The organism is Pedobacter sp. UYEF25, assembly GCF_054061655.1.
Genome location: NZ_JBSSEL010000031.1, coordinates 1 through 20663, shown reverse-complemented (window position 1 = coordinate 20663; position 20663 = coordinate 1). Strand labels below are relative to the sequence as shown.

Below are 20663 nucleotides of genomic sequence, written 5' to 3'. Positions count from 1 at the left end.
TTAGGTCGTTAATGATTTTAATGTTTACAGGCATAATGCAACAATGATTTCCTGTAAAAGTAAAGCCTTCAAGTCCTTAACTTAATGGCATTGGGTTTCCTTCCTCCTTTCTTAAGGTGCTTTTTGAGATTGAATGCTATCGCCGCCATGAGCATGACTTTATGGGCGCCCGCTTTGCCCAGCACACCTATTTTTCTCAGACCATAGAACTGGGTCAAACTGCCGAAGACAGGCTCTACCGTGCTTTGCCTCAGTTTTTTCATCTGTCTGCCTCTTTTAGTTTGCTGCCGCACATATGCTCTGGAATATTGTTCATCAAACACAGTTCTTGTGATTTTCTTAAATATCGCTTTTTTTGGCCAAGTAGATTGCTTGGGGCAAACCTTGCACTCTTTCGGAGCTGCCCAATAGTTCTTTAACACGGTGCCGTCCAGATTGGTATGGAATCCCTTAAATGGCAGCGATTTACCCATGGGGCAGGTATATTCATCTTTCTCCTTGTTGTAGGGGAAGCCTTCAATTTCATGTTTGTATTTTCTAAACACTGGGATCCATCCGGTAATGCCTTTTTGTTCGAGAAATTTGTAATTGGATCCATTGGAGTAACCAGCATCCGCCAGAAGATCAGTCATTATAAGTTCGTTCTTTTTCAGGCGTGTCTGGACCTGACCGCAAATACTGGTTAGATATTGACTGTCCCTGCCATCTGCAAAATCTGCCTGGACATGAGAGATTACACCTTCGGCGGTATCTACCGCCATGCTGCAGTGATAGTTCATTTTTCGCGCCTTACCTGGCTTTATGGATATTCTGGCATCTGGATCGTGGGGATCATAGTGCGTCTTGTTGCTAAGCAGCTGTGCTTTTCGTGGGACGCACCAACAGCGCCAACTGGGTTTTCCCGTAGGTTTTGATGATGTTTTTCTAAACGTTTTAAGTGATGCTCGGGCGCGGTCACTTGCACCGGAGATACAGTTTTATCAGATTTCTTATTGGTTTCCCAGTTTTCTTCCGACGCTTTTTTCAAGTGGTTGTCTACAGAGGTAGCCGGTACTTTCAGTACCACACTTTCCATAGATGCATTGGCCTTGATCGGAGCAGAATCAATTGCCTGGGTATGGCCAGAGACCATTCCGCTGTCGATACACAATGCGAATACTTTGTTGAACAAGGTTTCAAAAAGAGACGTCGGATAAAGTTGTCTCGTTCTGCTGATAGTTGAATGCCAAGGTAGCTCTTCGTCCATGTCAAAACCAAGAAAGTACAATACGTCCATCCGCATGCCGCAATGTTCAACCAGTTTACGGTCGGAGGTGATATTCTCAAGGTATCCCGTAAGCAGTAGCTTGAAAAAGACCACCGGATCGATTGAAGGGTTGCCTGTCTTGCCATAAAGCTCCTTCGTATCCCTGTACAAAAAACTCAGATCAAGCGTTTCGCGAAGCCTTCTGTATAGATTTTCCTTTGGAATCCGGTTAGACAACTGGAAGCTGATAAAGAGTTTTTCGGTATAATCCTTTCTGCCTTGCATGCCCTTAATTTACGAATTTTCGCAAACTTATAAAAGCAAAAAGTGATGTTTATTGGAGTTCTGCAACAGCCACGGGGGTTTTTTGAAACAGGGATTTAATACCTAGATCTTCAATGTCTGCAAAATAGCGGTAAAGAAAATTGATAAATTATTGGTAAAGTTCACAAAAACAATCGAAAATCCTTAGGTATTGGTAGTTACAACGAATGGTTGATTAAAATTATTTCTGTTCGGCCAGTTCTTTCAATTTGTTGTTCATTTCTTCAAAACCTAGTTTCGTATTGTTCTCAAGTTGCTGTTTGAAAAATGGAACAAGTATCCCCCTGAATATTTCGCTTTGCTTAAAGGTGGCCGTCCCATTTGTATTGTCAATCAGTTCCAACTTATGGGTTCCGTCGAAAATGCCTGTGAATAATAATTGTCCCAACCAGCTTAATTCCTTGTTGGGTATGAATGACAACACCATTGGTTTAAATGTTGACCCCTTTGCCCCAGGCGGTTCAATGCGCACCGTTATTTTATTGCCCACTTTTACATTACCGGTTATTGACGTTATAAACGGGTTCCATTTTCGATAGTTGCCAAAGTCAGCTATGATTAACCATATTTTTTCACAAGATGCGTTTATTAAGATTTCTGTTCTGATTTCTATTGCCATTACTATTAAGATTTAAATATTTAACGCAAAGGTTCTCACTCAAAATACTTTCTGGTTGAGTCTGCACTCTCAGCCCACATCTTGGCTTCCAAAGGTGAACCATACTTTTCATTCAAAAGTATTATTTTTTTTTGTCATCATAGAAAACGCCGTTTTCTACATTATCCTCTAGCGACAAAAATGTCCGAATTTCACAATCTTTCTTCTCGAAAGGTTTAAAGACTGATGCTATTATTTTCATTAAAAGTGGTACAGTTTTCACTAAGTTAGAGGCAATCAAGCCGAGATGAAAAGTTACACCGCTCACATTCGTTCATTGTAATCGTTGACAATGTAAAGGTGAAAAATATTCTTGCAAACATTTAATGATTAAACATAATAATAAAAGCGAAATGGGGAATTTCTTTAAAAAGATTTTATTACCCCGCCATGGAGTAAATGAAAAAATTTCATAACAATACCGCTAAGAAAAATTCCAAAATGTGATTTATGTTGATTTTCCAGACTGTTTCGTGCTTCTGCAGATTCGCCGAGCAATTTAGACTCTTCGCTACGATCTCTTTGAAAATTAGCTTTTTTTTCTTCATTAATACCTAAAACAAACATATCGCACAAAGCTTCTGAATCTTTCAACGCCATACTTATTCCCTGACCTCCCGGTCCGTACGGATGCGCCGCATCACCGATCAAAATCATTCTGTCGCTATACCAGGAACCTGGCGCTTTGCCATTATAGACCGCACCAAAGGCAAGTATTCTTTCGGGATCAGATACATACCTTTTAAATTGATTTCTTAATTCTTTGTTCCAACTTTTAGAAGCCGCCCCAAGCATTTTCTCGACACCTTCATCGGTCAATTTTTTCGCCCCATCTTCCGGAATGTGAATATGGGTCCATAGGAAAACATGTTTTTTTCTGTTAGTAGAATTTATTTTGCCAATCGAAGCAATTCCCACGTTGTGACCGACGCTATTATAAAGCGCCATTTCTATTTTCATATCGTCGGGCGCTAATAAACCAACCCCGACATAACCCGCATATGTTTTAGTTGAGGCTAATTCCGGATTTAATATTTTTCTTACTATTGAACCCACTCCATCTGCTCCCACAAGAAATTTCCCGGTAATTATTCGTCCATTTTCCGACATCACTTCGACTTTATCTGAATATTCTGTTGCGTTAATTAACTTAAAACCGGTAATAATCTCAATTCGATAGGACTTTGCTTTTTCCATCAGTTTTTCGTGTACAGCAAGTCTTGTAACCATTATCGCGGAACTTTTTTCTTCGGTAATTGAATCTTTAAATTTGGTTACTAAACCGACAGAGTGCATGATTACTTTTTTGGTTTGTTCGCCGATGTTTTTGATACCCATCTTTTCAAAAATTCTTACGCCTTGTCCGGAAACTCTCACGCCACTCGTAGGGCCGTCGAAATTAGTTCTTGTTTCAAGAACTACACAAGCAATATTATTTTCGGCTAGCTGTACTGCAAGGCTCAATCCGCCAATACCTGCACCTATAATTATTATTTTACCATTCATGCCCTCATAATTTATTTGAGATGCAAAATTATGTTTGCGGCAATGCAGATAATAGTATAAATCGGTCGTTTTTGTTTTTAAAAAGTTCTTTTGGGGTAACTCCCGACATTTTTTTCACTTCTTTTATAAAATGAGTTTGGTCGGTAAAGTTGAGTTCAGGAAATAATTTGCCTTTTTTATATGATGTAAAGAAGTTTTAAAACGGAAAATGTTGCAGTATGTTTTTAGGGAAATGCCAAAGGTTTGATTGAAATAGCGGTTAATTTGGCGGCTACTCCAATACACTTTTCTGGACAGTTCTTTGACGCTTAAAGTGCCATTGGAGGAATAAATCAAATCGAATAATCTTTGCTTTCTATTGTCGATACAAGGCTTTATGAGCGTTAAAATTTTAGATGAAACCTTTTCGCAAAACATTGCAAAATTATCCAGGTCCTGTTTTTCAATATTCCAAAAGCCATTTGGTAACAATGTTCCTTTATTGATGATAGAATCTACTTTTTCTTCTAACAAATATTCTACAGCTAATAATTTAAAACTTACAGCAAAAAATATAGAATCCGAAGTGATAATCGTGTGGGCGGGCTCAGTATCCAAACCTTTAATGGTAGCTTGAAAGTTTACTTTGTTAATGAGAGAAAAAATAATATCAAACTTGCCATCTGGTAAATTTACTATTGGATGGTCGATATGGGTGGGGTTGGTAAACATCCAAATGTTCTCAACAAAATCCTTAAGGTATTCCGGTGGATTCCACGTCTTACATTCAATTTCATTTATCAGCATACCCTGTTCATGTTTAATTGCAAAATTCTTAAATATTTTGTAGAGTGTTGGGGGTAAAATTTGTCGCTAACTAGTAAATACGCGCTGTACCATAGAATATATTTTCATAAAATTAACCAAATCTATCATAAGATTTTAAATATCTCAAATATTCGGTAGGCTTCTATTAAAATGATTCTGAATTGCGTAAACGACCACAATACAAGGTATAAACAAAATTTTCTTTTAAAAACTAAATTAGTAATAAAAACAATTACCATCTCATAAAAACGGTGGAATAATAGTAATTCAAAATTGAACTTTCTCAGAAAAACCGGGGTTTTATGATAAAATTTTTGAGTCGAAAGATCTTTTATCTCTTAGAGCAGGGTATAATTAAACAATGTTTTTTAGATTTCTTTCCGAAGTGAATGCTAGATAGGCAGCAGTACGGATAATAATAATATCTTTATCCTAAATCTCAATTTTGATTTTCAACAACTGATATGAATATAAAATTATTTCTAGTATTGGCTGTCGTTTGCTTTCCGTCAATTTTATTCGCTCAACAATGGCAACCCAAACAAGCGGCGCTTATGAGCAAGTTTGCCAAAGATGTTAACCCCGATAAAGTATTGCCAGAATATCCAAGGCCTCAATTGGTTCGAGAAAAATGGCTCAATCTGAATGGAGTTTGGCAGTATCAACCCGCTAGTGATAAAAATCAGGCTTTGCCAAATGGTAAATTGCTTAGTTCCATACTGGTTCCTTTTTCGGTAGAGTCTGCTCTTTCAGGAGTTATGGAGCATCACGAAGCGATTTGGTACCGCCGTAAATTTGTAATTCCAGCAAGTTGGAGAGGGGAGAGAATTCTAGTTCATTTTGGCGCGGTAGATTACGAAGCCGAGGTTTTTATAAACGGAAAAAGTTTAGGTAAACATTCTGGCGGTTATGATTCATTTACTTATGATATTTCAACTGCTTTGAAAAAAACTGGTAAACAGGATATTGCCGTGAGGGTTTTCGATCCGACTGATAACGGCGGTTTTCCTCGCGGAAAGCAAACACTCAGGCCCGGCGGGATAACGTACACGTCTGTTACCGGGATTTGGCAAACCGTTTGGCTGGAACCTGTCCCGGTCACCCATATAGATAATTTAAAAATTGTACCAGACATAGATCGGGCTATTGTTAAAATTATAGTTAATAGTAGTGCAGGTAATCACCCGGTTGTTTTGACAGTAAAAGAGGGTTCGAAAATTATTCAAAATATTAAAGGCATTGCAAATGAAGAAATTACCATTCCGATTAAAAATCCTAAATTATGGTCGCCTGATAGTCCATTTTTATATGATTTGACGATCAATTTAAAAAATGCCAGCAAGAATATTGATGAAATAAAGAGCTATTTCGGGATGCGAAAAATAAGCATTGGCGAAGAAGGCGGATTCAAAAAAATGTTTCTTAACAACAAATTTCTTTTTCAGATTGGGCCTTTGGATCAAGGATTTTGGCCAGATGGTGGTTATACTGCACCAACAGATGAGGCGCTCAGATACGATTTGGAAATGACCAAAAAATTTGGCTTTAACATGTTGCGGAAACATATCAAAGTAGAGTCAGATCGTTGGTACTATTGGGCAGATAAGTTAAGTTTAATGGTCTGGCAAGATATGCCTTCGCCCAACTCTTACACCAGCAAAACCCCGCCTCCGGTAGATACCGCTGCTTTCCGTTCACAGTTAGAAAAAATGATCAAAAAACATTGGAATTCGCCTTCTATTGTAAGTTGGGTAATTTTCAATGAAGCGCAAGGACAGCACAATACTGCAGGCTATGTAAGGCAAGTACGCAAACTAGATACCACCCGTTTGATAAACCAAGGCAGCGGGTGGGAGCATTTCGGGGTGGGAGATGTGCTAGATATTCATAACTACCCTGCTCCTGGAGTGCCATTTAGCACTACGCAGACATTGGCGTGTGGCGAATACGGCGGCATTGGCTACATTTTTCCAGGTCATGTTTGGCGAGAAGGTAACACCTATGTAATGATTGATAATGAGAAGAAGTTTACAGATTTGTTTGATGAATTTGCGACCGACCTTGCAATTTATAAAACTAACAATGGCCTCAGCGCTGCCGTTTATACGGAAATAACGGACGTTGAGGGTGAACTTAATGGCTTATTGACATATGATCGTTAAGTTGTTAAAGTTGATCCCGCCAAGATTAAGGCATCTAATAAGAAAACCATTAATGATAAAATTTATTTAAAAAGTGTTTTGCCTGCATCAATTAAAAAACCGGTTGTTTGGAAATATACACTCGAAAAACCAACAGATGATTGGTATGCTCCAAATTTTGATGACGGCAAATGGCAGTCTTCTCCTGGTAGTTTCGGGAATGCCGGCGCGCCAGGTGCCGTGATCGGTACCAACTGGACAAGTCATGACATTTGGTTACGTCAGGAATTTGAACTGAGCTCTTGTGTTAGTCATGATAAACTTCAATTTACAGTTTATAATGATGATGGTTGTGAAATTTATTTAAACGGCGTTTTAGCTGCATCTTTAACAGGTGCATCAAAAGGCTATGTCATTATACCCATCTCGACGGCCGCAAAAAAAGCAATTATTCTGGGCGGTAAAAATCTGATTTCCGTCCATGGGCATCAAGATTACGGCGATCAGGTTATTGATGTCGGCATAAACCAGATTAGTAATGAATAGTTGTAAAGAACGTGCTGTTTTTTAGTAAAAATATTTACGAACAGTAATTTCAGCTAAATTAAATTTTAGGGTGTTGCACTTCTATATTAAAAATTTATGGAATATGGCATGCTTTTAAAATTTGGGAACCTTCCTATTGTTTTTAAAAAGAAGATTTTTAAGCCTTTTACAACTTGGATTTATTTTAAAATATAAATTTAACTCTGAAATTTTTGGCTTTCCTTCTAGAAAATTACTAAGGTAAAAGGAGCTGCCCTGCAACCCCTCTTTGTTAAATAAGGAGGCAAAAATAGTGTCGCCTCATACGTGTCTATACTCTTAGTTTTAACATTAAATCTATCTGTTCATCGTCACTCAATTTAAAGAGTCGTTTGTCGAATTCTTCAAAACCGTTTTTCTTATAAAAACCTATGGCACTCAAATTCTTTTCCCAAACGGCTAACCAAATATATGCTGCATTTCGTTCTTTTGCTACATCAACAGCCTTGTTGAAGAATATTTGACCAACCTTTTGCCCTTGAAATCTATTTAGTACATATATACGTTCAATTTCAATAGCATTATCGTCTTGCAACTCTGTTTGAGATTCCCCAAAATTAATTTTTAAGTAAGCGATTATCTCACTATCAATCGTTGCAAAATAAAACTCTGAATTGTAGTCGCTCAGTTCGATCGTTAATTTTTCGACAGAAAAACTAGCCGCTAAATATTCATTAATATTTTTCTCGCTACTGGTTGTGGCATTTGTTTCACAAAAGGTTTGGCTACAAATTTTCTGCAATTGCTCAATAGAGTTTAATGTTACTTGTTCTAATACAAAATTTTTCATTGGTGTTTTAACTGGGTGTTTCGATTACTTTATTAATTAAAAGAAGTCCTGAACTCTAAAGGAGACATATTAGTTTTTGTCTTAAACAACTTACTGAATGATTGCAAATGTTCAAAGCCCAGTTCGTATGCGATCTCGCCAACTGTAAGATTGGTGGTAGACAATTTTTCTTTTGCTTTTATAATCAGTTTATCATGAATGTACTGCTGTGAGTTTTGCCCTATCAACATACGTAATAAATTGCTCAAATACTTGGGCGAAAGATGCAGCGCTCCCGCAATATGGCTCACTGTTGGCAGGCCCCTGTTTATTAAGTCGTTGCTGTTGAGATAATCATCAACCAATTTTTCCAGACGGTCAAGGATCTGATGGTTGGCTTTTTCGCGTGTGATGAACTGACGGTGATAAAACCTGTCTGCATAACCAAGTAAACTTTCGATTTGTGAAATTATGATATGCTTACTAAACTTATCGAGGTTGGTATTATATTCCTGTTGAATGATTAGACTCATATTATTCATTGTCATCTCCTCTTTTTCAGAAAGAAACAAGGCTTCATTGAGAGAGTAGTCCCAAAAATCGTACTGCCTGATGTTTTTGGCTAATAAAGTATTCCATAAAAAATCAGGATGGATGTAGATTACCCATCCTGATTTTTCCACCACTTCGTCTTCGTTGTTAACACCGATGCTAAACACCTGGCCCGGCGCCATAAAAGACATAATCCCTTCATTAAAATCGAATGCCTGCTGCCCGTACTTCATTTTTACGTTAGCCATCCTTTTTATGGCAATACAATAGAAATCGAGCATCATGTTTTCTGGCTCTTCATCCTTGATTTGTGGAACTTTACTAACGTCAACAATACTGATAAGCGGATGCTCCGGTTTCGGAAGATTTCTAAATTCGTGAAATTCGCTTATCGTTTTTATGTGCATCATTTTTTACTCATCTTCTTTTCTTATTTCCAGAACAAGTTTTCCCTGTACATGCCATGTTTCGCTTTCTCGATGAGCATCTGCAACTTCTGCCAAGGGATAAACTTTACTAACAACAACTTTCACTTTTCCAATTTCAATTAACGCTGCTATTTCTTCCAACCATTCTCTTTTCGGTTGGTTTGCAGATAATTCCCCCTTGACATTTTTGGTTGAAAGGATTTCAATCAATTTATCATCGAACGGAAAATCTGTATTAACGGTCACAAAAATTCCGCCTTCTTTCAAAACACTTACCGCTTTTATGCGCTCTGTATTGTCCCGATTTGGTGAAGCTTCCAAAACCACATCCACATTGGAAACCAAATCCTCAAATTTCTGAGTTTTGTAATCTATTACTTCATCAGCGCCAAGTTCTTTCAAATATTCGAGGTTTTTTGTAGAAGCAACAGCAATTACATAAGCTCCTTTTGCCTTTGCAAACTGGACTGCGAAACCGCCAACACCACCGGAAGCACCCTGAATTAAAATTCGTTGCCCTGATTGTAATTTTCCATAATGAAACATCGCTGTCCAGCCGGTAAGTGCGGCTAATGGAACAGCCGCCGCTTGATTGAAACTTAAGTTTTTTGGTTTTAAAGCAAACTGCGTGGCTTTTGCTGCGCAGTATTCAGCATAACTTCCATCGCCCGGAAAATTTGGTATACCGAAAACAGAATCACCTACCTTAAAATCCGAAACAGCGCTTCCCAGTTCTTCCACAATCCCTGCGGCATCCCAACCTAAAGTCATCGGTAAAGTGAAATATTGTCGGAGCGACTCGTTTCCTCCGCTACGGATTACCCATTCTACAGGATTCACGCCGCTTGCGTACAATTTTACCAAAATTTCATCTCCTGCCGGAACGGGTCGTTCAACTTCCTCCATTTTTAAAACTTCCGGTCCACCAAATTCATTAATTCTTATAGCTTTCATATATATCTTATTTTCTAGACACCACAAAGGTCAGCAAAAGTTGAAGATCTAATTTAGCCAAAATGGTATTTCCATTTAGCCAAAATGCCAGGTACGTTTTTAAGAGGGCTCTTTCAGTTTTCTGGGCTAATATTATTTTTTTTTACCATGGAAGAAAAGTTAGCCACTTTATCAGGAGAAGCTATCATTTGTGTAAATACTGTCTGACGCTAAGCGTACAAATAACGTTTCTTGGATTGGCGATGTAGCGTAAATAGAAACTGCAATTTTGCACTAAAGATCGATTCAAAAACTCAGTTTAAATTTTGCACAAATCTTCCATAATAACAGACCGGTTTCAGCGCTAACGGTTATTTTTTTCGTCAAACTTAATCTTTGCTTCTGTTGTTAAAGGTGTAAAAAAATTTACTAAGTTACCATCAGGATCACGAAACAGTAGCGATTTATTACCCCAGGGCATTGTCGTTGGTTTTTGTACTATGTTGCCCTCAAGATAGCCAGCTAGTCTCTCATACTCTTTCTCAACGTCATCAACTCTAAATTCTATAATAACACTGCGATTTTGGGCAGGCTGGGCCACTTCATCCCCACCAAAAACTTCTAGCGTTCTGGTACTTCCAATTGCTATGGTCGCAGTGGGAGTCTTTAATTCCGCAAATTCCGGAGTGTATCTTACTATAGGAATTCCTGTTACCTGCTCATAAAATTTTATCAGCTCTTCTATGTTTGCGGTTATAATACGGATTGATAATAAATTCATTTCTTTCTATTTTAACTTGGGAAGCAAAAGTAATTTGGTGTTATGACAACAGTGTGTCAGGGGTCGTGAAATTCTTTTCTTTTTCGGCTAAGTATTCTTCAATGGTTAGTTTGTGAGGTATGAAACTAAGTTCCGTTTGTTTGATCTTTCGAATTCTATCTAAACGAAACATTCTGTAGTTCTTTCTTAATCGGCAAAAAGCGATAAGTGTCCAAGTTTCCTGTGAGCTGTAGTACAATGCGAAAGGCTCTATCTTTCGAACTGTGTTTTCATTTTTATCTCCCGTTAAATAGGTTATCTCCAAAACTCTAAAATCCGTCAAAGCGTTTTGAATTAATGTTAGTGAATCACTTGAGTTTGTATTCAATGTGGCGGGACTAACTGCAATTCTTTTCGACAATAATTCAACTTTTTGCTTTGTTGAATACAATAACACTGCCTTCACTTTATTGATAGCTTCGGAATATTCGCTGATGAGTGAACTATCTCCGTTTTTTAAAACGAATTTTTCAACCGTAATCAGAGCATTTGCTTCGCTTTCTGAAAACATTATAGGTGGAATTTTAAACCCCTCCATTAATGAATATCCTTTGCCTTCTTGTGTCAGAATGGGAACTCCTCCCTGTTCTATTGCTTTGATATCCCTGTAAATTGTTCTAACACTTACGCCAAATTTTTCAGCAAGACCTGTCGATGTAATAAGCCGTTTTGTCTGCAACTGTATTAAAATTGCAGCCAGTCTTGAAAATCTTTTTTTGTCGTTGTCGCTCATTTTTTTCACGTGGTTAACGTATACACGATTATGCGTAACATTACTGCTAACATAAACATAGTCCTGACATTATCATTTACACACTTATTTTAAGTAAGATTTTTCAATGACAATAATAGTTTATCTTTATCACACTATTAAAATTTATATTAGCGCAAACGGCCTTCAAGAATACTAACAAAACGAATTCCGGCAGTATTGACGAATTATTCTATTCTCAAAAAACGGTGGAACTTTAATAATTCAAATTGGAGTGTTTCGAAAAATGGGGGTTTTTTGAGATGTATATTGGACATTTGAAAGATATAAAAAGCTTTCTTTAAAGTTATAAAAAAATGTACCCGATTAAGAGATCATTTTGTTTATACGGACAAGTTAACAATTCCTTACAAACCGACAAATGCATTAAAAAAGTAAGTTTTTTTCATGATATAATTTTATAGGTTCAAAGATTATTTTACAAAACGCCCTTCTCGAACCTCTACTTTCTCCCCGCTGTCGTTAACAGCATCGAACCAAAAAGTACCAGAAACAATTTGATTTGTTTCATCAAATTTTGAAACATTAAGCTCACCTTTGTAAAAATTCGTTGTAGAATAATTATTGATTTCTGCGCCCTTGAAAAGGCCATAATTCCCATAAATTTCACCGCTTAATTCACTGTTTTTTAAAGTGTATGTTTGTCCTTGCTCAATTGATCTGTTATTTGAATTTATACTTATAGATTCAGTTCCATTTTCTCCTCCATTTTTTCTTGAAGCAGAAACATTAAAAAAATATCCCTGGGCTGTTGGGCTGTTTAAATATTGGTAGTAACTGCTTAAAATGGGTCCGCCTAAGGCAGAGCCTTTAGGAGTAAAAGCTACTCCGTTTACTAAGCAACCAAAGGTGTCATTTCCCTCTTGTGTTGCAGGTGGCAGTGAATTTATTCCTGTTTTGGCTTTTTTGCAACTAATGATCGTGGATAGAAAAATACATGAAATAATGAGCAAAAAGCTAAATTGTGGAAATTTAAACGGTAGATCTTTCATAAAAGTATTTTTAGGTTACAATCTGTAGTTGAGATTAAAGATATAAGTATTTAGGAAATACTATTAAGTTTTTTAGGTGGTGGTTCTTCATGTGCTCTCAAGAAACGGTGCAACAATGAGAAACCTAATCATTTATCTTTTGCCGTAATTGGAACTTTTGCATCAGCCAAATTATAAAGTATTGTCTTGGAAAAACCGGGGAATATTGAGAATCTCAAATTCCCTTTTTAGTTCCTAAATGTCGATTCTTAAAAAGACAAACTTAACATCATTGTTCAGATTCCAGTTCGCACCGCTTGCTAGGCTACCATACTTTTAACCTAATTGGAGACGTTACTTGCCGGCCACTTAGTCTACTCGTATATAGTCCCAAGTTCAATAGAAAATAGATTTCTTTAACCCTGAAAGAGTTAGCCCTGTAAACACCAGGGCTAACTTAATTTAGGCAACCTTTATTGAGCATGACCCGGATGCGTTTCATTCGGGTCCCATTTTAGTGATACTACTTGTCCAGCAATTTGATCCTGATCCCCGCATTTACAACAATTCCGTCCAAAGGGGCGTATATATCCTTAAATTTCGGATCAGCTAGGCTCCCTGTGTAGATACTGCCCCATTTGGTCTGGCGTTGATCAGTCAGATTTTCTGCGTTCACGAAAATATCCAGATGTTTGAACATCTTTTGAACCAACAGGCCAAATGTTACAAAACCCCTTCCCGTAGTGCCATCCGATAACAACTGTCTGCTTGTATAAAAACTTTCCGCTCCAAAACGGAAACTACCCTCAATCTCGTATGTTGCATCAAAGCTCAATTGATTTTTGGGAGTCAATGTTTGCCGCATACTCATCCCATCAAAATGTGTCCTGGTATCTGTATAGGTATATCCCAGATAAAAGACCAGTTCGTCCATCACCAACTTAACATTCGTTTCAGCGCCCTGAGTGCTCAAATAACCGGGAGCATTGAGTAAAATATTGTTCTGCAGTATAAGCGGTCTGTTTACCCGTGTAGAGAAAAACAGTTGGTTGATACTAACGAATGCCTCGTCGCCCAATGGAGCGCGGTAATTAAGATCTCCGTTCAGGCCATAAGACTGTTCTGCCTGAGTGTTACCGATCTTTAAAGGTTCTATATACTGATAGCCATCCCGTTCGCTTTCATCATTAAACAAGGTAGGCATCTTGTAGCCCAGTCCGCCACCCAACCGGCTACTCAAATGATCCGTAATCTTAAAAAGCGCATTAATTCTCGGTAGGACAAAAATTCCAGAGGACGGTCTTGAAGGTGCAGGCGAATTACCATCCAGACGAAGGCCGCTCTCTAATGAGAACCATTTATTGGCCTTATAGGTATTCTGTGCGAATACCCCAGCGGTGGTCTGGCTGTAGCTCAGATTACTTTGCGGAGGCTTCGCTGTAAAGTGATCGGTAATCAAGTTTGCTCCCAATACCCAGGATGCCTTTTCTCCATTCCGCACATAGTTCAGCTCACTGAACGAGGAAAGTTGTCTGCCTTTAAAATCAAATCCCGCCCCGCCCAACATACGGTCGAAATAGCCGACCGTATTTTTAAAGTTGATCTTGCTTTCTTCATTGATCTTATGTGTGAACGACAATTGCGTAGAAAAGCGATAGGTCTTGTTGAGCTCAAAATACTGATGCAAATTGTCGGCATTCCCATCGATCACACGCATGTCGCCACCAAAACGATCTTCGACAGTTGCGTTCAGCCCGAACCAAGCTGAATTATTCTTGTCCAGATATAGGAAGACTTTTGGGTTAATGGTAAACCGTTTGGTCTGGGGTATGGCGGTCAACCCCGTATTCGCAGGATCAAAAGCCCCATTGTAATTATAGGAGCCGAAAATGGTAGTACCGATATGCTTCCATTTCTGGCTATAATACCCACTCGCGTCGGCACCTTTAGCGCTGGTACCATTCAGTAAAAAAGTTAGTTCAGGTTCTTTTTCGGGTACTTTGCTGATCAGATTGATCAAGCCCGCAATGGCACCACCGCCATATAGGGTTGATGATGAACCTTTGATAAATTCCACTTGCCTTAGATCAAGCGGACTTATCTGTAACAAGCTAAGATTACCGGAAAATCCCGCATATAGCGGCATACCATCTTGCAACAGCTGCGTATAACGGCTATCCAGACCTTGGATTCGAAAGTTCGCGTTGCCGCTGACAGCGGAGGTCTGTTGGACATGGATGCCGGTGGATTCGCCCAAGAGCATCTTGATGTCCCCTGGTCTCATCGTGCTTTTCTCGTCCAGTTCTTCCAACGGGAGTGCTTCGATGCGCGTAGGGATATCTCGAATGTTCTGGTTGGTTCGCGTAGTCTGCACAGTCACCTCCGCCAGCTCACCTGTGGCAGATCCAAGGCTAATGAGAAGTATCTTCCGTGGATCTTGCAAGGGAAAGCTGTACACGTGTTCACTTTTCGCAAAACCTAAGTAGGTAATTTCTATCTCAAATTTGCCATCGGGAATATTATGGATGACTATCAGGCCACTTGTATCGGCACTTGATACAATATTTAAATCGGGGATGGTGACCGTAGCACCATTTAGCACAGCCTTGGTCTGGTCATTGATTACCTTCGCACGGAAGGTGTTTTGAGCTGATACACCTTGTACAATTAGCACAAGGAACATCAACATGAAGATTCTTTTCATGGATATAGTTATATGGTGTAGCCAGCGCATAGCATTGGCCAACGTTAAAAATGGAGAAATAAAAATCGGATGAATTCGATTAAACTATAGGAGGCCTGAAGTGCTCGCACTGGTACTCTGAAAGATAGTACGTGATGCGATAGTGGGGTTCTTGAAAAAGTGGAGTGTCCAGATCAGAAAAATGTCTGGGGATATACTTTGAGAAATAGATAGAAAGGGTCGGTTGGTGCTGAAACTGCAAGGCACTCGGGTTCTTGGGCTGGGCATCATGGGCATTGTTGCCAAAAATTTCTTTGCCATGCAGCAGATAGTCGCCGACAAAATCAAAGATGTCGGGATGCCCCGAGCGGACTTCGCTGTAAGAACGGTACATTCCCGGCAGATCCCGAATCAAAGAAAAGTCACTCAACGGAAAAATTATGCTACCGGCCAAAAAATAGCTGCTCAACAATAATCCGACCATAGACATTTTCATGGGCGCAAATATAGGCAAAACGCATCTAAAAATTTTTTATCTGCCCAAGTTTAGCATCAAGGAAAAAAAATATTTATTCTCATAAAACGGTCGTTTTATGGACGGGTAATTTCTGATAATTCATTATCAGAAGGTTTTTGTTTAATCAATTTCCAAAGGTTTGCCGGAATGCGAGAGGTGATAGCCCAGTTTTAGCCTTGAACAAACGGCTGAATGATTGCGGATGCTCAAACCCTAATGCGTAAGAAATTTCGCTGACCGACAACTCTGTGGTCGATATCTTTTCCTTGGCCTTCTCGATCATCTTGTCCTGTATGTGCTGCTGGGTATTGCGCCCTGTCAATACTTTCAGCACGCTACTTAAGTAGTTAGGCGAAATATTTAGTTTCTCTGCAATATACCGAACACTTGGTAATCCTTTAATTAACAAATCGGTACTATTGAAATATTTGGTCAACAGCTCTTCCAACCGGTCAATCATTTGGTGGTTTTCGATTTTGCGGGTCAGGAACTGCCGGTGATAGAACCGGTCGCAATAGTTCAGCAGGGTTTCTATTTGGGATATAATAATATCCTGGCTGAATTTATCCATATTGGCCAGGTACTCACTTTGTATGCTTTTTATCATACCGATCATGACCAGTTCTTCCTTTTCCGTAAGCCAGAGTGCTTCTTTGACCGAATAGGAAAAGTATTCATATTTTTTGATCTTTTTCGCTAAAGGCGTGTTCCAAAAAAAATCAGGATGGACATAAAGCCCCCATCCTGATAGTTTGGCTGTTTTTGTTCCTCCGTCTTTTACAGGCGGACTGAATACCTGCCCTGGTGCCAGAAAATACATCACACCGCCCTGCGCGTCATACTGCTGCTGCCCATACTTAAAAATACCACTAGTACCTCGTTTAAGCGATATTGTGTAGTAGTCGAGCACCCGTTTAGTCGGTCTCGTTCCCGCAGGCCATTCTACTTCTTCCAGATTAATTACACTAATTAAAGGATGCTCCGGCCTGGGCAAACCCATTAAACGATGAAACTCGCTAATCGATTTGATCCGGTGTACTTCTGTAGCTGATGACATGATTAAAGATAGTTATTGCTGATGGTAAACAGCGGCAAATTCCTGAGCAAAGTCTTTCATTTTTACTTTGCCCAATGCCGGTTTGTTACGGTCATAATCTTTATAAAACTCTCCGCTATGGATACTGGCATTCATTTCTGCAAACTCGGAAGCAAGGCTGTCATTCATTCCAAAAGCTTTGTAGCTATTAAACTGCTCCTCATCAGTGATGGTTGCCCATTTCAAATCCGGCTTTCCTATCGCAGCACCCAGGATACCGGCCGCTTCATCGCAGGTAAGTTCTTCGCTTGCCACATAACAAACTTTTCTATCTTGCTCCTGCGACTCCAGTTCCCGGACGACTGCCTCGGCGATATCTGTATTGGAAACGAATATGTTTCGATCAGACCCTCCATAGCTAGCAGCAATCGTATCCTGATTTTTGATGGCATGTACAAAGGCGAACAGGTTTTTATAAAATCCGGACGGACGCATGAAGGAAATATTTACGTCAGCAGGCAGTTTATTTAAAGTACCCTCGGCATGGCGATGAATAATAATCAGGCCGCTGTCTTCTTCCATATCGGCACCAATACTACTGAGGTAAACAACCCGTTTTACACCTGTTCGCTGGATTGCAGTGACATAGTTTTTAGCGGCTGCATCTGCCCGCTTTATCACTGCGTCGGCATTATTGGCCGGATCTCCAAAATTACCGTAGGGGGCCAGCATACAATAAACCGCGTCAGCACCTGTAAAAGTTTTGGTTAAGAAATTTACGTCTTCCATCGTACCGATGGCAGCTTTTGCACCCATCGCTTCAATAGCGGTTTTCTTTTCCGGGTCGCTGCTGATGACGGTAACCGAATGGCCTTTTTTTATTAATTCTTGTATGAGCGGTGTGCTTACATAGCCCAGTGAACCTGTTACTGTAATTTTCATGATTTTAATTTTTTGTACAGCAAAGAACGCGGAACCGCTAATCAAAAGTATAACAGAATCTACGAAGGTTGTAACACAATCTAAGAATGATGAGCACCAAAGATCATATTTTATCAGGTACTCTTAATTACCGTCAAATTATTATAAAACCGGGGTTTAATGATCCTAAACGATGTCCGTCATTTTGATGTGCTACTTCCAAATGCGGTAAAAGGTGGGGTGTCAACAAAAAAGTTCATTTAAGTCTCTTTAATATAAATCTATGCGTAAAATAAGCGGTTATCAGTGATGTTAGAAGACCAAGTAAAGTACCCCAATAGAGTCCAACTGAAGGGTATGATAATCTAATAGCGATTATATAGGCAATCACATTTATAAAACCACTAATCAATAAAGATTTAGCTAAACCAATGGATACTTCTGCACCTCTGCTGTTGTGTAAGATTATTAGCGTAGATACAAAAACTGCAGGAAACGATGCCAAAATCCCGCCGAACAATGGATTTAAAAATCTTGAGGCTAAAACTGCCGCGCCGATTATCAAACCCGCAAAAAGTGCCCTGACCAAAAGTAGTGCTGTCTTAAATTCTGTTTTTCCCCCAGATATTGAAGTTGCGGCGAAAATTTTTTCGAAAATAATTGTACAGACAATCAGAACCAAACTACAGATTGCCAAACCCCAATTAAAGTTATCAAAATGAAATAAGATGATCATATAAGAGCATCCAAACCAAGCTAATAATGCCGCAAGCATCGACTGCAATAACCCCTTTTTGGACAAGGCCGCATAAACGAGCATAAAAGGTCCATTTGCCGCAAACGCCAGAGGAACTACAGTGGTAGATTTTATTACACTTTCCATCCCCTGACTTAAGCCTATAAAAAACAAAGCCACAACTACCGTACTTGGCAATCCGGCGATTAATCCCCCAACTTTCGTCCCGAACTTCTCTACAATTAGCGTACTTAAGGCAACCCAGGTGCCCCCAATAATTATACTTAGAATTACTTTAATAAAAAAAGAATGATCCATAGGGTTAATTTAAATTTGCGAGCTTTAGCCGTGCAGCAAAGCTTGTATAAATATTACAATTATTCATCCACAATCAATCTGATTTAAATGTACGACACAATTTACTTACGCCAGAAAAAAAATCCCTCAGTTTTTTTTTAAAAAAAGGCAACTATCATCAAACGGTCGTTTCTGTGAGAAATTTGGATGCTATTTATTTCAACCAAAAAAAGTAGTCATGCTTGGAAGTATACTTTGCTCAAAATATAACGACCACTCCCCTACTTCACCCGCTCAAATTCACAGTAAATAAAAAATGCAATTAACGACCGGAAGGAATAACTTAATAAGGAACTTTACATCAGTCCCTCATCCAAAAAGCTAAAGTATGCGTTTTTGGTAACTATCATGTGATCTAATATATTTATATCCAAAAGTTTTCCGCATTCAACTAGACGTCCGGTGATTGACCGGTCCTGCTCGCTAGGATTCAAATTTCCCGACGGGTGGTTGTGAGAGAGAATTATAGAGGCTGCACCAGCCTTTAGTGCCACGCTAAAAATCATTTTAGGATCTACTACAGTTCCTGCTTGACCTCCAGTAGAGATTTGGTGGATTCCCAGAACGTTGTTTGCCCGATTTAGAAGCAATATATTAAAGTCCTCCTTATATTCTATGGTATTGTTGTTCCAATTGTGTTTTAGAATTTCATAACAGACTAGCGAGCTACTTATCTTAGGTCTTTCTGAAGCCTTGAAATGTGGATGGTAGCTTACCTCTATCTCGGCCACCTGATGGATTGAAAGTTGATTTTTTGTCTCTTTAGATGTTAAATTTTTCATGGTATCCTGCTTTTTATAAAGCAAATCCAACCCCAAGATTGAGAGGGAAGTCAGGGGCGGCTTTCCAGCCGTTTATATACCCTTTACAACCGGAAATTAATGGGGTAATTTAGCTGTCAAAGAAAAACAGAGATGAAAAAATAAACATGTCGAGAAATAACTTAACTCGGAAATTGTGGGTGATATGTAGGTTTTCGAGCCAATAAAGAGGTATTAAAGTTTTGCTGATAAGCCCTAAAAAACAAAAATCCCTGGCATTCTGCCAAGGATTTACAAATTTCATTTTAAGTTAACGACCTAATTTCCGGCATCTCTTTTCGTTTCAACGGCATCTTGAACTGCTTGAGGCAATGCAGACAAGAGATTATATCCTGTTGCTTTTTCAAGATCCCTTACTGTCACCAAATATTGTTTCCAATCTGCATTAACCCTATTAATATTTATCGTATTAACTGTAATTACGTTTGTGTCTGCGTGATGTTCGTCTGGGTTGTTTTCTAAAAGGCGCTTTTTTATGTCGTACGCTTTTTCAAAGTCGGCAATAAGTCCCTTGTTGTTTAGGTCTGTTGGTAAAAATGTTTCATCGAAACCACCGCAATTTGTCAAAGCAATGATGCCAAAGTCTTGGTCTAACAAGTCATAACCAACAAATTCATAGTCGTCAATTTTTAAGTCTTTGCAATCTTGGTCCGGTTCTAAAGCGACTGTCAATAAATTGAATTTGTTTTTTTGTCTTAGCCTTTTAAAAACAAACTCAAGTGTCGTGAAAAAACCCGTTTGATATTGTTCGACAACGTGAATACAATCCCAATCGTCTGCATTGTCATAATCTGGCTCAACCAATATTTCATTAAGCATTCCGTCAAGCGAAACAAGTTCTATCAAATGCGTCAATTTAGACCACTCAATGTATTTGTCCCAAGACATACCGTCATCGTCATAATTTTTGTCGTATACTCCGCGAGCTGTATATAGAAATATCATTTGTAGTTCTGCATATTATGTCGTTTTTTAAGCTGACCGCTAATCGAGTCACGCAAAGGAATTTCACCTTTGCGTTCTCACAGAACCGTACGTGAAAGTCTCCCTTCATACGGCTCTTCATGTTCTTAAATCACG

20 protein-coding genes are annotated in these 20663 nt (G+C 38.9%); 2 read left to right on the top strand and 18 right to left on the bottom strand.

The window, feature by feature from the left end:
• Window positions 1–68 precede the first annotated feature (68 nt).
• The 5 genes from ACVWYG_RS18515 to ACVWYG_RS18495 form a co-directional block, all read right to left on the bottom strand.
• Window positions 69–761, bottom strand: a complete 693-nt coding sequence (locus ACVWYG_RS18515; RefSeq protein WP_457272430.1) for a transposase — start codon at window positions 759–761, stop codon at window positions 69–71.
• A gap of 38 nt (window positions 762–799) precedes the next feature.
• Window positions 800–1531, bottom strand: coding sequence for a transposase (locus tag ACVWYG_RS18510; protein WP_457272428.1), 732 nt, complete (start codon window positions 1529–1531; stop codon window positions 800–802).
• 220 nt (window positions 1532–1751) lie between these two features.
• Complete coding sequence (locus tag ACVWYG_RS18505; protein WP_457272426.1) at window positions 1752–2189, bottom strand: SRPBCC family protein; 438 nt, start codon at window positions 2187–2189, stop codon at window positions 1752–1754.
• Window positions 2190–2594: 405 nt separating this feature from the next.
• Complete coding sequence (locus ACVWYG_RS18500) at window positions 2595–3734, bottom strand: FAD-dependent oxidoreductase (RefSeq protein ID WP_457272424.1); 1140 nt, start codon at window positions 3732–3734, stop codon at window positions 2595–2597.
• Between the two features lie 123 nt (window positions 3735–3857).
• On the bottom strand, window positions 3858–4520 hold the full coding sequence (locus ACVWYG_RS18495) for a DUF6597 domain-containing transcriptional factor (protein WP_457272422.1): 663 nt from the start codon (window positions 4518–4520) through the stop codon (window positions 3858–3860).
• A 485-nt stretch (window positions 4521–5005) separates the two neighbouring features.
• Between ACVWYG_RS18495 and ACVWYG_RS18490 the strand changes: the two genes are divergently transcribed.
• On the top strand, window positions 5006–6703 hold the full coding sequence (locus tag ACVWYG_RS18490; protein ID WP_457272420.1) for a glycoside hydrolase family 2 protein: 1698 nt from the start codon (window positions 5006–5008) through the stop codon (window positions 6701–6703).
• A gap of 78 nt (window positions 6704–6781) precedes the next feature.
• Entirely contained in the window at window positions 6782–7228 is a 447-nt protein-coding gene (locus ACVWYG_RS18485) for a hypothetical protein (protein WP_457272418.1), read from the top strand.
• Window positions 7229–7538: 310 nt separating this feature from the next.
• Here the strand turns inward: ACVWYG_RS18485 and ACVWYG_RS18480 are convergent, their stop codons facing one another.
• From ACVWYG_RS18480 to ACVWYG_RS18420, 13 genes are all read right to left on the bottom strand, one after another.
• Window positions 7539–8057: a GNAT family N-acetyltransferase gene (locus ACVWYG_RS18480; RefSeq protein ID WP_457272417.1), complete on the bottom strand. Its 519-nt coding sequence runs from the start codon at window positions 8055–8057 to the stop codon at window positions 7539–7541.
• Between the two features lie 32 nt (window positions 8058–8089).
• Entirely contained in the window at window positions 8090–8998 is a 909-nt protein-coding gene (locus tag ACVWYG_RS18475; RefSeq protein WP_457272414.1) for a helix-turn-helix domain-containing protein, read from the bottom strand.
• A 3-nt stretch (window positions 8999–9001) separates the two neighbouring features.
• Window positions 9002–9970, bottom strand: coding sequence for an NADP-dependent oxidoreductase (locus ACVWYG_RS18470; protein WP_457272412.1), 969 nt, complete (start codon window positions 9968–9970; stop codon window positions 9002–9004).
• A gap of 343 nt (window positions 9971–10313) precedes the next feature.
• Window positions 10314–10730: a VOC family protein gene (locus ACVWYG_RS18465; RefSeq protein WP_457272410.1), complete on the bottom strand. Its 417-nt coding sequence runs from the start codon at window positions 10728–10730 to the stop codon at window positions 10314–10316.
• Between the two features lie 40 nt (window positions 10731–10770).
• On the bottom strand, window positions 10771–11502 hold the full coding sequence (locus ACVWYG_RS18460; protein ID WP_457272408.1) for a helix-turn-helix transcriptional regulator: 732 nt from the start codon (window positions 11500–11502) through the stop codon (window positions 10771–10773).
• 452 nt (window positions 11503–11954) lie between these two features.
• Window positions 11955–12533 (bottom strand): DUF6252 family protein, encoded by a 579-nt coding sequence (locus ACVWYG_RS18455; RefSeq protein ID WP_457272406.1) that lies wholly within the window; start codon window positions 12531–12533, stop codon window positions 11955–11957.
• Between the two features lie 502 nt (window positions 12534–13035).
• On the bottom strand, window positions 13036–15195 hold the full coding sequence (locus tag ACVWYG_RS18450) for a TonB-dependent receptor (RefSeq protein ID WP_457272432.1): 2160 nt from the start codon (window positions 15193–15195) through the stop codon (window positions 13036–13038).
• A 100-nt stretch (window positions 15196–15295) separates the two neighbouring features.
• Entirely contained in the window at window positions 15296–15691 is a 396-nt protein-coding gene (locus ACVWYG_RS18445) for a hypothetical protein (protein ID WP_457272404.1), read from the bottom strand.
• Between the two features lie 145 nt (window positions 15692–15836).
• Window positions 15837–16769, bottom strand: a complete 933-nt coding sequence (locus ACVWYG_RS18440) for a helix-turn-helix domain-containing protein (protein WP_457272402.1) — start codon at window positions 16767–16769, stop codon at window positions 15837–15839.
• 12 nt (window positions 16770–16781) lie between these two features.
• Window positions 16782–17690, bottom strand: a complete 909-nt coding sequence (locus ACVWYG_RS18435; RefSeq protein ID WP_457272400.1) for an SDR family oxidoreductase — start codon at window positions 17688–17690, stop codon at window positions 16782–16784.
• Between the two features lie 235 nt (window positions 17691–17925).
• Window positions 17926–18723, bottom strand: a complete 798-nt coding sequence (locus ACVWYG_RS18430) for a DUF3147 family protein (RefSeq protein WP_457272398.1) — start codon at window positions 18721–18723, stop codon at window positions 17926–17928.
• Between the two features lie 335 nt (window positions 18724–19058).
• A complete protein-coding gene (locus ACVWYG_RS18425; protein WP_457272396.1) occupies window positions 19059–19544 on the bottom strand; it encodes a JAB domain-containing protein in 486 nt (161 codons plus the stop codon).
• Window positions 19545–19841: 297 nt separating this feature from the next.
• Complete coding sequence (locus tag ACVWYG_RS18420) at window positions 19842–20528, bottom strand: hypothetical protein (protein WP_457272394.1); 687 nt, start codon at window positions 20526–20528, stop codon at window positions 19842–19844.
• Window positions 20529–20663 lie beyond the last annotated feature (135 nt).